The sequence below is a fragment of the Allobosea sp. genome (assembly GCF_036675845.1).
Taxonomy (GTDB): domain Bacteria; phylum Pseudomonadota; class Alphaproteobacteria; order Rhizobiales; family Beijerinckiaceae; genus Allobosea.
In genome coordinates this window covers 1-14,597 of record NZ_JAKFED010000217.1, presented here as the reverse complement: position 1 = coordinate 14,597, position 14,597 = coordinate 1, and the positions used below count along the sequence as shown (strand labels likewise).

At 69.2% G+C, this 14,597-nt stretch carries 11 protein-coding genes; 3 read left to right on the top strand and 8 right to left on the bottom strand.

Features of this window, described 5'->3' with window-relative positions; all coding sequences use genetic code 11:
* Window positions 1–83 precede the first annotated feature (83 nt).
* From V6M56_RS22625 to V6M56_RS22590, 8 genes are all read right to left on the bottom strand, one after another.
* Window positions 84–1,295, bottom strand: a complete 1,212-nt coding sequence (locus V6M56_RS22625; RefSeq protein WP_332687335.1) for an MFS transporter — start codon at window positions 1,293–1,295, stop codon at window positions 84–86.
* A gap of 106 nt (window positions 1,296–1,401) precedes the next feature.
* On the bottom strand, window positions 1,402–3,117 hold the full coding sequence (locus V6M56_RS22620; protein ID WP_332687333.1) for a Na/Pi cotransporter family protein: 1,716 nt from the start codon (window positions 3,115–3,117) through the stop codon (window positions 1,402–1,404).
* 159 nt (window positions 3,118–3,276) lie between these two features.
* Window positions 3,277–4,344, bottom strand: coding sequence for an ABC transporter ATP-binding protein (locus tag V6M56_RS22615; protein ID WP_332687331.1), 1,068 nt, complete (start codon window positions 4,342–4,344; stop codon window positions 3,277–3,279).
* A gap of 15 nt (window positions 4,345–4,359) precedes the next feature.
* The gene (locus V6M56_RS22610; protein WP_332687329.1) at window positions 4,360–6,561 is read right to left on the bottom strand and encodes an ABC transporter permease; all 2,202 of its coding nucleotides are present in this window, start codon (window positions 6,559–6,561) and stop codon (window positions 4,360–4,362) included.
* 30 nt (window positions 6,562–6,591) lie between these two features.
* Window positions 6,592–7,632 (bottom strand): ABC transporter substrate-binding protein, encoded by a 1,041-nt coding sequence (locus tag V6M56_RS22605; protein ID WP_332687327.1) that lies wholly within the window; start codon window positions 7,630–7,632, stop codon window positions 6,592–6,594.
* A 68-nt stretch (window positions 7,633–7,700) separates the two neighbouring features.
* On the bottom strand, window positions 7,701–8,501 hold the full coding sequence (locus V6M56_RS22600) for an inositol monophosphatase family protein (protein WP_332687325.1): 801 nt from the start codon (window positions 8,499–8,501) through the stop codon (window positions 7,701–7,703).
* 2 nt (window positions 8,502–8,503) lie between these two features.
* Window positions 8,504–9,502, bottom strand: coding sequence for an inositol 2-dehydrogenase (gene iolG, locus V6M56_RS22595; protein WP_332687323.1), 999 nt, complete (start codon window positions 9,500–9,502; stop codon window positions 8,504–8,506).
* A 36-nt stretch (window positions 9,503–9,538) separates the two neighbouring features.
* Window positions 9,539–10,330 carry an SDR family oxidoreductase gene (locus V6M56_RS22590; RefSeq protein ID WP_332687337.1) on the bottom strand — a complete coding sequence of 264 codons (792 nt, stop codon included), beginning with the start codon at window positions 10,328–10,330 and terminating at the stop codon, window positions 9,539–9,541.
* Between the two features lie 142 nt (window positions 10,331–10,472).
* Here V6M56_RS22590 and V6M56_RS22585 point away from each other — a divergent pair, with 142 nt between their 5' ends.
* The 3 genes from V6M56_RS22585 to iolD form a co-directional block, all read left to right on the top strand.
* On the top strand, window positions 10,473–11,321 hold the full coding sequence (locus tag V6M56_RS22585; protein ID WP_332687320.1) for a MurR/RpiR family transcriptional regulator: 849 nt from the start codon (window positions 10,473–10,475) through the stop codon (window positions 11,319–11,321).
* Complete coding sequence (locus tag V6M56_RS22580; RefSeq protein WP_332687318.1) at window positions 11,314–13,215, top strand: bifunctional 5-dehydro-2-deoxygluconokinase/5-dehydro-2-deoxyphosphogluconate aldolase; 1,902 nt, start codon at window positions 11,314–11,316, stop codon at window positions 13,213–13,215. The genes V6M56_RS22585 and V6M56_RS22580 overlap by 8 nt, the downstream gene beginning before the upstream one ends.
* A 5-nt stretch (window positions 13,216–13,220) precedes the next feature.
* Window positions 13,221–14,597 (top strand): 3D-(3,5/4)-trihydroxycyclohexane-1,2-dione acylhydrolase (decyclizing) (iolD, locus tag V6M56_RS22575; protein WP_332687316.1); only part of this gene is annotated, 1,377 nt, incomplete at its 3' end.

Genomic DNA, 14,597 nt, shown 5'->3' with positions numbered 1-14,597 from the left:
CAGGCTGGCCGTCCCGGCCGCCGCCATCGTCGAGAAGTCCCGTGCTTCGCCGAGGCGCCCCGATTGGCGCGCGTCGGCGCAGGTCAGGAGGCGTTCGGCATCCGCGGCAGCAGGAAGGCCAGGAGGCCGACGGCCGGCAGCCAGGAGCAGAGCTTGAAGACGGCGACGATGCCGATCTGGTCGGCGAGCGCGCCGAGCCCGGCGGCAGCGATGCCGCCGAGGCCGAAGGCGAGGCCGTAGAACAGGCCGCCGACCAGCCCGACCCGGTGCGGCACGAGGTCGATGGCGTAGATCAGGATCGAGGAGAAGGCGCTCGCCATGATCAGGCTGATCAGGATGCTGAGCACGCCCGTCCAGAACAGATCGACATAGGGCAGCAGCAGGGCGAAGGGCAGCGAGCCGAGGATCGAGATCCAGATCACCCGGTCGCGGCCGATACGGTCGCCGATCATGCCGCCGACGATCACGCCGACCGCACCGACCACCAGATAGAGGAACAGCATGATCTGCGAGAGCTGCAGGCTGATCCCGAAGCGCTCGATCAGATAGAAGGTGTAGTAGGAGGTGAAGCCGGCGGTATAGGCGTTCTTCGAGAACAGGATGACGATCAGCACCGTCATCGCCAGCGCGACGCGGCGCAAGGGCAGCCGCGCGCCGGAAACTTCGGCTGGCCGGCCCTTGTCGGCGGCCTCGGCTTGCTCGCGGCGCATCGCGGCATAGCGCGAGCCCGTCCACGACATCAGCACCATCGCCACCAGCGCGATCAGGGAGAACCAGGCGAGGCTCTGCTGCCCGCGCGGGACGACGATGGCGGCCGCCAGCAGCGGGCCGATCGCATAGCCGGCATGGCCGCCGATCTGGAACACGCCCTGCGCCAGGCCCTGGCGCCCGGCTGCGGCGTGGCGCGCCATCCGCGTCGCCTCGGGATGGAACACCGCCGAGCCGAGCCCCACCAGCGCCGCGGAAACCAGCACCATCTCGTAGCTGGCCGCGAAGGAGAGGCCGAGCAGGCCGAGCAGGCTCGAGCCCATCCCGGCCACCATCGCATAGGGCCAGGGTCTGCGGTCGGTGACATAGCCCAGCAGCGGCTGGAGCAGCGAGGAGGTGACCTGGAAGGCCAGCGTGATCAGGCCGATCCGGGCGAAATCGAGATCATAGGCGTCCTTGATCAGCGGATAGATCGCCGGGATCATCGACTGGATCAGGTCGTTGAGGAGATGCGCCAGGCTGAGCGCCGCCAGCATCGGCATCAGCGGGCGGGTCGCGGGGGCGGCGGTCAGCGGGATCGAGGTCATGGCCTCACGCTTGAGCGCAGCCGCGCGCGAGGTCAATCGGCCGGCGGTGCACCCGGCGCATGGCGACCATGGCGCGGAAGCCGAATCGCCGCCCGCGGCTTCGCCCTCAGCGGCCGGACTGGGCCGCGGCTGCCAGGCCGACCTCCGGCTTCGCCTCTTCCTCGGCCTTCAGCCGGCTCTCGCGCAGCGCATTGGCGCTCTCCAGGATCGGGTAGCCGATCGAGACGGCGTGGCCATGGATGCGCTTGAGGTCGCGGATGATGTCGAGATGGATCGCGCTGGTCTCGATCGATTCCGGCCGGCCGCTGCGCAGGCGCTGGAAATGGCTCTCCGTCGCGTGGCGCTCGGCATCGCGCATCGTCGCCTTCTCGGCGAAGAGCTGGCGCGCCAGCGTCAGGTCGCGCGTGGCGAAGACGTTCAGCGCCAGCCTCAGGCCCGAAGCGACGCGCTGGTGGAAATCGCGGATCTCCTCCAGCCCCTCGGGCGAGAAGGCGTAGCGCTTGCGGATCTTCTTCTCGGCGAGATCGCGCAGGTTCTTGTCGATGATGTCGCCGATATGCTCGAGATTGGTGATCAGGGTGATGATCTCGAACAGCCGCCGGCTCTCGGCCTCGCTCAGCTCGGCGCGCGAGACCCGGACGAGGTAGAGCTTGATCGATTCATGGATGGCGTCGACGCCGTCATCCGCCTGGGCGATGGCACGCGCGAGCTTGAGCTCGTCCTTGCCGATCATCTGCATGGTGTCGTGCAGCATGGCCTCGACGCGGTCGCCGAGGCTCAGCGCCTCCCGCATCGCCCCGGCCAGTGCCTCGGTCGGGCTGTCGAGCACGCTCGGGTCGAGATGGCGCGGCTTGACGACGGTCTCCGCCGCCTTCTCGCCCGGCATCAACCGCCCGACCAGGGCCGAGATCGGGCCGATGAAGGGCAGGAAGATCAGGGCACCGACGAGGTTGAGGCCGACATGGAACTCGATGGCGAGGCGCGCATCCTGGCCGGGCAGGGCCTGCAGCCAGGCCGCCAACGGCTGGGCGAAGGGCAGCAGCGCAGCGACGAGGACGAGCCGCGTCACCAGGTTGCCGATCGCGGCGCGGCGCTGCGCCGCCGGGGCGCCGAGCTGGTCGAGCACCGGGATCAGGGCGTTGCCGAGATTGGCGCCGAGCACGAGGGCGACCGCCGTCGCCGGCGGAAACAGGCCCGAGGCCGCGAAGGTCGCGATCAGCAGGATGATCGCGATGCTCGAATGGGTCAGCCAGGTCGCGGCGACGGCGACCAGCACGGCGAGCAGCGGCTCGCCGCTGAGCGCGCCGAGCACGGTCCGGAAGGTCGGCGACTGGGCCAGCGGCGCGGCGGCGGCGTTGAGCTCGATCAGCGAGAGCAGGATCAGCCCGATGCCGACCAGGACGCGGCCGATATTGCGGGCGCGGTCCATCGCCTCATGGGCGAGGTAGAGCGCGACGCCGATGGCCAGGCACAGGCCCCAGACCCAGCCCAGATCCATCGAGATGACGAAGGCGGCGAGCGCAGTGCCGAGATTGGCGCCGAGCAGCACGGCGAGCGCCATCGCCGGCACGATCAGGGCGCGCCCGGCGAAGGAGGAGACGAGCAGCGTCGTCGCGGTCGAGCTCTGCAGGACCATGGTGACGGCGATGCCGCTGCCGAAGGCGGCTAGACGGTTCCTGGTGAAGCTCTGCAGCGCCTGCCGCAGCGAGACGCCGAAGGCACGCATCGCACCGGTCCGCACCAGGCGCACCGACCAGATCAGCAGCGCTACACCACCTGCGAGATGGATCAGGATCGTGGTGGCGTTGTCGCTTGCGTTCATCGTGCTGAGGGACTTTCCGAGGGGGCGCCGACTCAAGGCCGCATCATAGCCCGGAATCCTGCATTTTTCATTAGCCAGCTTATGGCGAGTAAATACCAAACATGCTGATATTGCGGCAGAAATCCCAATCTGCCGAAAGATTTTTCGAGCTGCTCCACCTCAGGCCGGCGGAATCAGCGTCACGCCGGATGTCGCGAAGGAAAGCAGGACCGGCGCGCCGGTTTCGAGCATCGCATGGGCGCCGTAGCGGACGACGAAGAGCTCGCCGAGATCGGTCGCGACCATGATGTCCTGATGATTGCCGAGATAGGTGCATTTGCGCACCGTGCCGGGCAGGGACGAGGCTGCGGCCGCGCCGCCCAGCAGCAGGCTTTCGGGACGGATCGCGATCCGGGCAGGGCCGGGGACCAGGCCGCGGGCCGGCAGCGACAGGGTGGCGGGCCCGACCGCGACCTCCGCCGTCTCGCCGGAGACCGAGCGGATCGCGACGTCGAGCAGGTTGGCGTCGCCGATGAAGTCGGCGACGAAGGCATTGACCGGCTGCTCGTAGAGTTCGCGCGGCGCGCCTTCCTGGGCGATCCTGGCGTTCGACATCACGATGATCCGGTCGGAGACGGCGAGCGCCTCCTCCTGGTCATGGGTGACATAGGCGACGGTCAGGTTGAGGTTCTGCTGCAGCTCGCGGATTTCCTCGCGCACCCGGCGGCGCAGCTTGGCGTCGAGATTGGAGAGCGGCTCGTCGAAGAGCAGCACCTGCGGCTCCAGCACCAGAGCGCGGGCGACCGCGACGCGCTGCTGCTGGCCGCCGGAGAGTTCCGACGGGTAGCGTTTCTCGAAGCCCTTGAGGCCGACCAGCGCCAGCTTCTCCAGCGCCATCTCGCGCGCCGTCTCCTTGCCGAGCCCCTTCACCGTCGGCCCATAGGCGGCGTTTTCGAGCACGCTCATATGGGGGAACAGCGCATAGGACTGGAAGACCATGCTGACGTCGCGGTCGGCCGCCGAGAGCCGGGTCACGTCCTTGCCGCCGATCAGGATCTGGCCCTCGCTGGCGATCTCGAGCCCGGCGATCATGCGCAGCGTCGTGGTCTTGCCGCAGCCGGAGGGGCCGAGCAGCGTCACCAGCTTGCCGGCCTCGATCGAGAAATTGACATTGTCGACGGCGGTGACCGAGCCGTAGCGCATGCTGACATTGCGGAATTCGACGGAGGCGGGGCCCAGCCTGGTCATTGCGATGAGATGTCCTTACTTGACCGGCTCGGCGGCCGAGGTGGCGAGCGCCGGCGTGCCGCGGCGGCCGAGCTTGCGCTCGCCGACGCCGAGCTGGATCAGGCTGATCCCGATCGCCATGACCACGATGAGCACCGAGGAATAGGCGATGGCGAGGCCGAACTCGCCGGCCTCGACCCGCCCGATGATATAGGCGGTGGCGAGGTTGTACTCGGCCGAGACCAGGAAGATCACGGCGCTGACCGTCGTCATGCTGCGCACGAAGCTGTAGACCAGCGCCGCCACCAGAGCCGGGCGCAGCAGCGGCAGCACGACGCGCCAGAGCGTGGTGAAGCTGCGGGCGCTGAGCGTGGTCGAGGCCTCGTCGAGGCTCTTGTCGATCTGCGACAGCCCGGCGATGCCGGAGCGCACGCCGACCGGCATGTTGCGGAAGACGAAGGCGATCACCAGGATCAGGCCGGTGCCGGTGATCTCGACCGGCGGCACGTTGAAGGCCAGGATATAGGCGACGCCGAGCACCGTGCCGGGGATGGCGAAGCTCAGCATGGTGGCGAATTCGAGCGCGCCGCGCCCGGCGAAGCGCTGCCGCGTCAGGAGATAGGCGGTCAGCAGGCCGATCAGCGCGGTCAGCGGCGCCGAGATCGCCGCGAGCTTCAGCGTGGTGAAGAACGAGCTCCAGGCCGAGCCGTCGAAATCGACGCCGCGGCTGAAATCGATCGAGAAGCCGGTGCGGTAATGCTGGAGCGTCGGGGTGTGGTCGCGCCCCATGGTCTTGACGAAGCCGCCCATCAGGATGACGACGTAGATCACCAGCGTCAGCGCCACCCAGGGCACGATCACCAGCCCGGCGAGCCAGGAAATGCGCCGCGGCAGCGGCGTCGGCAGGCCGGAATCGCCCTTGCCGGTCACCGTCGTGTAGGACTTGCCGCCGAGCCAGCGCTGCTGCGCCCAGAAGGCGGCGAGCGTGAAGCTGAGCAGGACGATGGCGAGCACCGCCGCCTGGCCCTGATTATGCGCGGCGCCGACCACGGCGAAGAAGATCTTGGTCGAGAGCACCTCGAAATTGCCGCCGAGCACCAGCGGATTGCCGAAATCGGCCATGCTCTCGACGAAGCCGAGCAGGAAGGCGTTGGCGAGGCCGGGCCGCAGCAGCGGCCAGGTCACGGTGCGGAAGGTGGTCCAGCGCTTGGCGCCGAGGGTCTGCGAGGCCTCCTCCAGGCTCGGGCTGATGCCTTGCACCACGCCGATCAGCACGAGGAAGGCGATCGGCGCGAAGGCCAGCACCTGCGCCAGCAGGATGCCCGGCAGGCCGTAGATCCAGCGCGAGCGCGGCACCCCGAACCATTCGAAGAGCAGGGTCGAGAACATGCCGGAGCGGCCGAAGAGCAGGATCAGCGCCAGGCCGATGACGAAGGGCGGCGTGATGATCGGCAGCACGGTGAGCAGCCGCATGGCGCGCTTGCCGGGCATGCCGGTGCGCAGGATCAGCAGCGCGCAGGCGAGGCCGAGCAGGGTTGTGATGACGCCGGTCAGCACCGCCAGGATCAGCGTGTTCCAGGCGACACCGCAATTGGTGTTGGCGCTGAGGCAGCCGAGGCCCCAGATCGTCGGGCTCAGGAAGCGCTCGATGAACTCGCCGAGCGCCAGCGTGCCGTCGGAATCGATCAGCGCGCTGCGCAGGATCGTCGCCACCGGCAGGAAGATGAACAGGCCGATCAGCAGCACGACGATGCCGATCGAGGAGGTGGTGAAGAGGTCGCCGCGGCAGACGCCGCGATAGGCCAGGCCGTGGCAGAGCAGCAGCAGCAGCGACAGCACGGTCAGGAAGGCGCCGAAGCCCATGCCGGGCTGGGCGGCATCGGCGCCGCCGAGCAGCATTGCGAGCCCGGGCAGGCCCTGGCCCTTGAGGGTGACGGCAAAGCCCTGCGCGAAGAGGAAGACGAGCCCCGCGAGCCCGGTCCAGGCCAGCGACGCACCGGTCGCGGCACTGGGCGGCCGGCGGCTCAGCACGGTCGCGGCCACCAGCGCGACGCCGACCGGCAAGAGCCAGGGCGCCGCGCCCGAGAGCGCCAGCGCCAGCGCGGTGCCGGCCTCGCCGAACGGATAGCCGGCGAGCCAGCCGAACTCGGTGAGGCTCATCCCGTCCGGCAGATACCAGGGGATGAGCGCATAGCCGAGCCAGCCGACCAGCAGCGCGAGCCGGGTCGCGGGGCGCATCGTTGTCGTCTCGCTTTCGTCAGTGCCGGATCACTTCGGCAGCGCCTTGATCTCCTTGTCCCATTTGGTGAGCAGGCGGACGCGCTCGGCCGATGAGCCGTATTTGACGAAGTCGTAGTCGATCAGCTTCATCTCCTCCATCTTCGGCGCCTGGGCGGGAACCGGTGCGCTCTTGTTGGAGGGGACCTGATAGGATTTGGCCGGGGCGGCGAGCGCCTGCGCGGCCGGGGTCAGGGCCCAGTCGTAGAACTTCTTGGCATTGTCGAGATTGCGCGCGCCCTTGACGATCGACATCGAGCCGATCTCGTAGCCGGTGCCCTCGCAGGGGGCGACCGCCTTGATCGGGTCGCCCTGGACGGCGAAGACCACGGCGTCGTGGATGAAGACGATGCCGACGGCGGTCTCGCCGAGGCTCGCCGCCTTGGCCGGCGCCGCGCCCGATTTTGTGTACTGGCTGACATTCTTGTGCAGGGCGCGCAGATAGTCGAAGCCCTTGTCCTCGCCCATCAGCTGGATCACCGTCGCCAGCAGGTTATAGGCCGTGCCCGAGGAGTTCGGATCGGCGACCTGGACGTCGTCCTTCAGCTTCGGGTCGAGCAGGTCGGCCCAGCATTTCGGCTCGGCGAGACCCTTGGCCTTGATCTGCTGGGTGTTGAAGCCGAAGCCGAGCGCCCCGGCATAGATGCCGACCGAGCGCTGCTTTGCCGCCTTCCACTGCGCCAGGGCCCAGTCGTGCAGGCCCTTGTTGCCAGGAGACTCGTATTCCTGGGTCAGGCCCTCCTCGGCGGCCTGGAGATGCGGGTCGCCGGTGCCGCCCCACCAGATGTCGCCGCGCGGGTTCGACGCCTCGGCCTTGAGCTGGGCGTAGATCTCGCCGGCCGACTTGCGGGTCATCGCGACCTTGATGCCGGTTTCCTTCTCGAAGGCGCCGCTCATCGCGCGGCACCATTCCTCCTGCACGCCGCAATACATCACGAGCGAGCCCTGCGCGCTGGCGGGCGCCGCCGCAAGGAGCGCGCCGCCGGCGAGCGACGCCAGAAGCCCGGCCCGAAGCCAGTGAAATTTATGCATGTCGTCCTCCCGATGGCTGATTATTCGTTCTTCTTCTTGGGTCGATACTGACCGTTCGTCCGAAAAGATCAATGATCCCTGTGCCGGCTCATGATCCCGGTGATCCGCTCGAGCTCCGGCACCAGGCCAGGCGTGCAGCACAGGATCGGATTGCCGCGCCTGATGCCGTCGCCGGCGAAGAAATCGTTCATCCGCGCGCCCGCCTCGCCGGCGATCACCATGCCGGCGGCGACGTCCCAGGCGTTGATGTGCAGCTCGGCATAGGCGTCGGTGCGCCCGTTCGCGACATGGCAGAGGCCGAGCGTCCCTGAGCCGGCGCGCCGGACCGCGGCGCCTGCGTCCAGGGCGCGGCCTACCGAGGCGAGATAGTCCGCGTTGGGAATGCGCGTCGACCAGCCGAGCTCGACATAGGCGCGGCCGATGTCGGCGCCGCCCGAAACCTTGATCGGGCCGCCGTTCAGGGTCGCGCCCTGGCCGCGCCGGCCGAGATAGAGCTCGTCGAGCGCAGGGGCGGACACGATGCCGATCTCCGGCACGCCGTTCAGCAGCAGGCCGATCGAGATGCACCAGTTGCGGTCGCCGCGGGCGAAATTCGAGGTGCCGTCGATCGGGTCGATGATCCAGACCGCGTCGGCGGCCTCGCCGCCACCTTCCTCGCCGATGATCGCATCCTGCGGGAACAGCACGGCAAGGCGCTGGCGCAGCAGCTCCTCGACCGCGCCGTCGGCCACGGTGAGCCAGTCCTGCGTGCCCTTCATGGTGATGCCGAGGCTGTCGCTCTTGCGGAAATAGTCGAGCGCCACGCGGCTGGCCTCGTGCACGAGGCCGAGCACGGCGAACTGGCGCAGGTCGAGATCGGCCGGTGACATGGTCAGATCGCCTCCAGCGCGACGCTGACCGGCTTGCCGGTGCGGCGCGATTCGGTTGCCGCATCGGCCAGGATCTGGGCCTTGAGCCCGTCCTGCCCGGAAGGCGCCGGCTGGCGGCCGTCGCGGCAGGCGCCGATGAAGGCGTCGAGCTCGGCCCGGTAGGCGGCGGCGTAACGCTCGAGGAAGAAGTTCTGCACCGGGTCGGCGCGGAAGCCGGCGCCGGTCGCGATCTCGACCGTGGTCTCGTGGATGTTGCCGGCGCGCAGCATGCCCTGCGAGCCATGCACCTCGATGCGCTGGTCGTAGCCGTAAGATGCGCGGCGCGAGTTGGAGATCTGGGCGATCCGGCCGCTCGCCGTGCGCATCAGCACGGCGGCCGTGTCGACGTCGCCGGCGTCTCCGATGGCCGGGTCGACCAGCGCCGAGCCGAGCGCGAAGACCTCGACCGGCTCCTCGGCCAAAAGGAAGCGGGCCATGTCGAAATCATGGATCATCATGTCGCGGAAGAGCCCGCCGGAGCGCTTCACATAGTCGACCGGGGGCGGGGAGGGATCGCGCGAGATCACGCTGACGATCTCGATGGCGCCGGCCTCGCCCTGGCGCAGGCGTTGCTCGAGCGCCGAAAAATTCGGATCGAAGCGGCGGTTGAAGCCGATCATCAGCGGCTTGCCGGATTTCGCCACCACTTCGAGGCAGCGCCGGATGCGGGCGGCATCGAGGTCGACCGGCTTTTCGCAGAACACGGCCTTTCCGGCCGAGACGGCGGCCTCGATCAGGTCGGCATGGGTGTCGGTCGGCGTGCAGATCAGCACGGCGTCGATCGACGAATCGGCGAGGATCGCCTCGGTGCTGGCGACCTTGGCACCCGATGCGGCGGCGAGCGCGGCGGCGGCCTCCGGCGAGGCGTCGGCCAGCGCGACGAGGCTGGCATCGCTCCGCGCCGCCACGTTCAACCCGTGAATCCGGCCGATCCTGCCGGCGCCCAGTAGTCCAAATCGCATCGTGTTTCTCTGTCCTGTCGGCACGGTCGGGCCGCTCTAGTCGTGGGCGCCGAGAATGGTCTGGTCGAAATCGATATTGGTGCCGGTCATCAGCCCGGATTCGCCCGAGGCGAGATAGGCGACCGCCTTGGCGACCTCGCGCGGGTCGACCAGCCGGCCGAAGGGCTGGCTCGCGGCGGCCTTGTCGAGCCAGCCATCCTGCGCGTCATGGCGCAGGCGCATGATCGCATCCTCGCCCGGCGTCGCCATCCAGCCGATATTGAGGCCGTTGACGCGGATGCGGTCGGCGAGCAGCCCATAGGCGGCGTTGCGGGTCAGCGTCGCCAGCGCGCCCTTGGAGACGCTGTAGGCGGCGAGGAAGGGCTGGCCGCCATGGGCCGACATCGACTGGATGTTGACGATGCTGCCTTCGATCTTCTCGCGCCGCATCAGGTTGGCCGCGTCCTGGATCAGGAAGAACGGCGCGGTCAGGTTGACCGCCATGATGCGCTCGTAGAGCTCGGGCGTCGTGTCGCAGATCGTGCCCCGGTCGGTGTCGCCGGCGGCATTGACCAGGATGTCGAGCCGCCCGAACGCCTTCTCGGCGGCCGGAACGATGGTCCGGACGGCGGCGAGATCGGCCAGGTCGACGCTCAGGAAGCGCACATCGCAGCCGCTCTCGCGCAAGCGCGCGGCGACGCCCTCGCCGCGCTCGCGGCTGCGGCCGGTCAGGAGCAGGCCGGCGGCGCCGCGGGCGGCGAGTTCGCCGGCGATGGCTTCGCCGAGGCCCTGGCTCGCACCGGTGACAATGGCGATCTTGCCGGCCAGATTGCGGCTGAAGCTGGGTATCTCGGACAACTGACGCCTGGCTCCCTGAATCTGTCTTTCGGCACAGATTTTTTGTTCTGCTTGACTAGTGGAACAAATATTTCAATCTTCCCACCCGCAAGTCAAGGCCGCCGCAGAGCCGGTCGGAGCCGATCGGAGCCCCATGCCCCCAGAGCTTCAGCAGGAAACCCCGAGACCGGATTTCGAGGGCTTCGTCGCGCTGCTGCGCGAGCGCGGGCCGCTCCTGCCGCGGCGTTTGCGGCAGGTCGCCGACCATGCGCTCGCCCATCCCGACGACATGGCGCTGAACACCGCCTCGCAGATCGCGCAGAAGGCGGGTGTCCAGCCCTCGACGCTGGTGCGATTCGCCCAGGCGCTCGACTATTCCGGCTTCAGCGAATTGCAGCAGGTCTTCCGCACCAGGCTGCGCCAGCAACTGTCCGACCATCGCGCGCGCCTCGCCGTGTTGCGCGAGGGCGGCGCGGCCGGCGACCACATGGCCTCGGTGCTGCTCGACGGCTTCATCCACGCCAGCGAGACCTCGCTGAAGCGGCTGCGTACCGGCCTGCGCCCGGACGATGTCGAGACCGCGACCGACATGCTCGCCGCGGCGCGCACCATCGTCCTTGTCGGCGCGCGCCGGATGTTCCCGGTCGTCGCCTATCTCGCCTACGCCTTCGGCAAGGTCGGCATCCGCGCCGTGCTGGTCGACAATGTCGCCTCGCTCGGGGCCGAACAGGCGGCGATCGCCCGGCCGGGCGATGTGATGATCGCGGTCAGTTGCACGCCCTATACGCCGGCGACGATCGAGATGGCCGCCGCCGCCCAGGGCGCCGGCGTCCCCGTCATCGCCCTGACCGACAATGCGCTGAGCCCGCTGGCGGCGCATTGCGACCTCTGCCTCGAAGTCAGCGAGGCCGATTATGGTGCCTTCCGCTCGATGGCCGCGACCTTCGCGCTCGCGATGACGCTGGCCGTCGGCACTGCCGAGAAAGTCCGCGACGATGCCTGAACCCGTGCTCGACCTCATCAGCATCGGCCGTTCCTCGGTCGACCTCTACGGCCAGCAGATCGGCGGCCGGCTCGAGGATATGGGCAGCTTCTCCAAGGCGGTCGGCGGCTGCCCGACCAACATCGCCATCGGCACCGCTAGGCTCGGGCTGAAATCGGCGGTCATCACCCGCGTCGGCGACGAGCAGATGGGCCGCTTCATCCTCGAGCAGCTTGAGCGCGAAGGCGTCGAGACCAGGGGCGTCGTCGTCGATCCCAAGCGCCTGACCTCGCTGGTGATCCTCGGCGTGCGCGACGAAAAAACCTTTCCGCTGATCTTCTACCGGACCGATTGCGCCGATGCGGCGCTCGACGAGAGCGAGATCGACGAGGAGTTCATCGCCTCGGCCCGCGCCGTCGTCGTCACCGGGACGCATTTCTCGATTCCGGGTGCCGCCGCGGCCCAGCGCAAGGCGATCGCGCTCGCCCGCAAGCACGGCCGCAAGGTCGCCTTCGATGTCGACTATCGCCCCAATCTCTGGGGGCTGGCCGGCCATGGCGCCGGCGAGGAACGCTATATCCGCTCCGACACGGTGACCCAGCATCTGCAGGCGATCCTGCCCGATTGCGATCTCGTCGTCGGCACCGAGGAGGAATTGCATGTCGCCGGCGGCTCGGAGGATACGCTCACCGCGATCCGCACCATCCGCAGCCTCAGCGCCGCGACCATCGTCTGCAAGCGCGGGCCGATGGGCTGCGTGGTGTTTCCGGGCGCGATCCCGGATTCGCTCGAGGCCGGCATCAAGGGGCCGGGCTTCCCGGTCGAGGTCTACAATGTGCTCGGCGCCGGCGATGCCTTCATGTCGGGCTTCCTGCGCGGCTGGCTGCGCGACGAGCCGCTGGAGACCTGCTGCGCCTATGCCAATGCCGGCGGCGCCTTCGCCGTCTCGCGCCTGCTCTGCTCGCCCGACAGCCCGACCTTCCCGGAACTCCAGCACTTCCTCCGCAACGGCTCGCCGCATCGCGCGCTGCGGCGCGACGCCGAGCTGAACCATATCCATTGGGCGACGACCCGCCGGCCGCAGGGCGAAACGCTGATGGCGCTCGCCATCGACCACCGCGCCCAGATCGAGAAGATGGCCGACGAGGCCGGCGTGCCGCATGAGCGCATCGCCGCCTTCAAGCGGCTCGCGGTCGAGGCCGCGGCGCGCGTCGCCGCCGGGCGCCCGGGCTTCGGCATGCTGCTCGACGGCCGCCATGGCCGCGAGGCGCTGTTCCGCGCCGGCGATCATGATTTCTGGGTGGCGCGGCCGCTGGAGGTTCCGGGCTCGCGGCCGCTGGCGCTGGAGACCGATGCCGCCGGCTCGCTCGGCGCCGAACTCGCCGAATGGCCGGTCCACCATGTTGCCAAATGCCTGGCCTTCTATCATCCCGACGACGATCCGGCGCTGAAGCAGCAGCAGGAGGCGGTGCTGAAGCGCGTCGCGCTCGCCTGCCGCCAGGTCGGCCGCGAGCTCCTGGTCGAGATCATCGCCTCCAAGCACGGCGCGGTAGGCGACGACACGACCGCCTCGGTGATGCGCCGGCTCTACCAGATCGGCATCAGGCCGGACTGGTGGAAGCTCGAAGGCCAGCCATCCCCGGCTGCCTGGGCGGCGGTCGACGCCGCCATCGACGAGAACGACCCCTATTGCCGCGGCGTCGTGCTGCTCGGCCTCGACGCGCCGACGGAGGAGCTGGAGCAGGCCTTCCGGCTGACCAAGGCGTCGGCGACCGTCAGGGGCTTCGCCGTCGGCCGGACCATCTTCGGTGAGGCGGCGCGCGGCTGGCTCGCCGGCAAGCTGGACGACGAGGCGGCGACCGCGATGATGGCGCAGCGCTTCGGCCAGTTGGTCGCGGCCTGGGAACGTCGCTGAGGAGAATGGCGATGAGCACGATCCGGCTCACCATGGCGCAGGCGCTCGTCGCGGCGCTGGCGGCGCAGAAGACCGTCGTCGATGGCGCCACGCTGCCGCTCTTCGCCGGAATCTGGGCGATCTTCGGGCACGGCAATGTCGCCGGGCTCGGCGAGGCGCTCCATGGCCTGCGCGACGTCATGCCGACCTTCCGGGCGCATAACGAGCAGGCGATGGCGCATGCGGCGATCGCCTTCGCCAAAGCCTCGCGCCGGCGCCGGATGATGGCGGTGACGAGCTCGATCGGGCCGGGCGCGACCAATATGGTCACGGCCGCCGCCGTCGCGCATGTCAACCGCCTGCCCTTGCTGCTGCTGCCGGGCGATGTCTTCGCTGGGCGCCGGCCCGACCCGGTGCTGCAGCAGATCGAGGATTTCGGCGACGGCACGGTCTCGGCGAATGACTGCTTCCGGCCGGTCTCGCGCTATTTCGACCGGCTGACCCGGCCCGAGCAGCTCATCCCCGCCTTCGAGCGCGCCATGCAGGTGCTGACCGACCCGGCCGAATGCGGCCCGGTGACGCTGGCGCTCTGCCAGGACGTGCAGACCGAGGCCTATGACTACCCGGAGAGCTTCTTCGCCGAGCGGATCTGGACGCCGCGCCGCCAGCGGCCGGATCTGAACGAGCTGGCGCAGGCGGTCGCGCTGCTGAAGGCGGCAAAGCGTCCGCTCGTCGTCGCCGGTGGCGGCGTGCTCTACAGCGAGGCGGAGGTCGAGCTTGCGCGCTTCTGCCGGGAGCACGGCATTCCCGCCGCCGAGACGCAAGCCGGCAAGAGCGCCTTGCCGCACGACCACCCGCTCAATCTCGGCGCCATCGGCGTCACCGGTACGGAAGCCGCCAACGCGGCGGCGAAGAGCGCCGATGTCGTGCTCGCGGTCGGCACGCGCTTGCAGGACTTCACGACGGGTTCGCGCGCGCTCTTTGCCGATCCGGGCTGCCGGATCATCGGCCTCAATACGCAGGCCTTCGATGCCGGCAAGCATGGCGCGCAGCCGCTGCTCGCCGACGCCGGGGTCGGGCTCTCCGAGCTGGGCCATTGGCTGACGGACTGGCTGGCGCCAGCGCGCTGGACGGCAAAAGCCCAGGCCGATCGCGAGGCCTGGCTGGCGACCGCCGCCCGCTACACCGCCCCGGGCAATGAGCTGCTCCCGAGCGACGCGCAGGTCGTCGGCGCGGTGCAGCGCCAGAGCCGGCCGAGCGATGTCGTGCTCTGCGCGGCCGGCGGGCTGCCGGGCGAATTGCACAAGCTCTGGCAGGCCGGCGCCGCCGGCGGCTACCACATGGAATACGGTTATTCCTGCATGGGCTATGAGATCGCCGGCGGCCTCGGGGCCAAGCTGGCC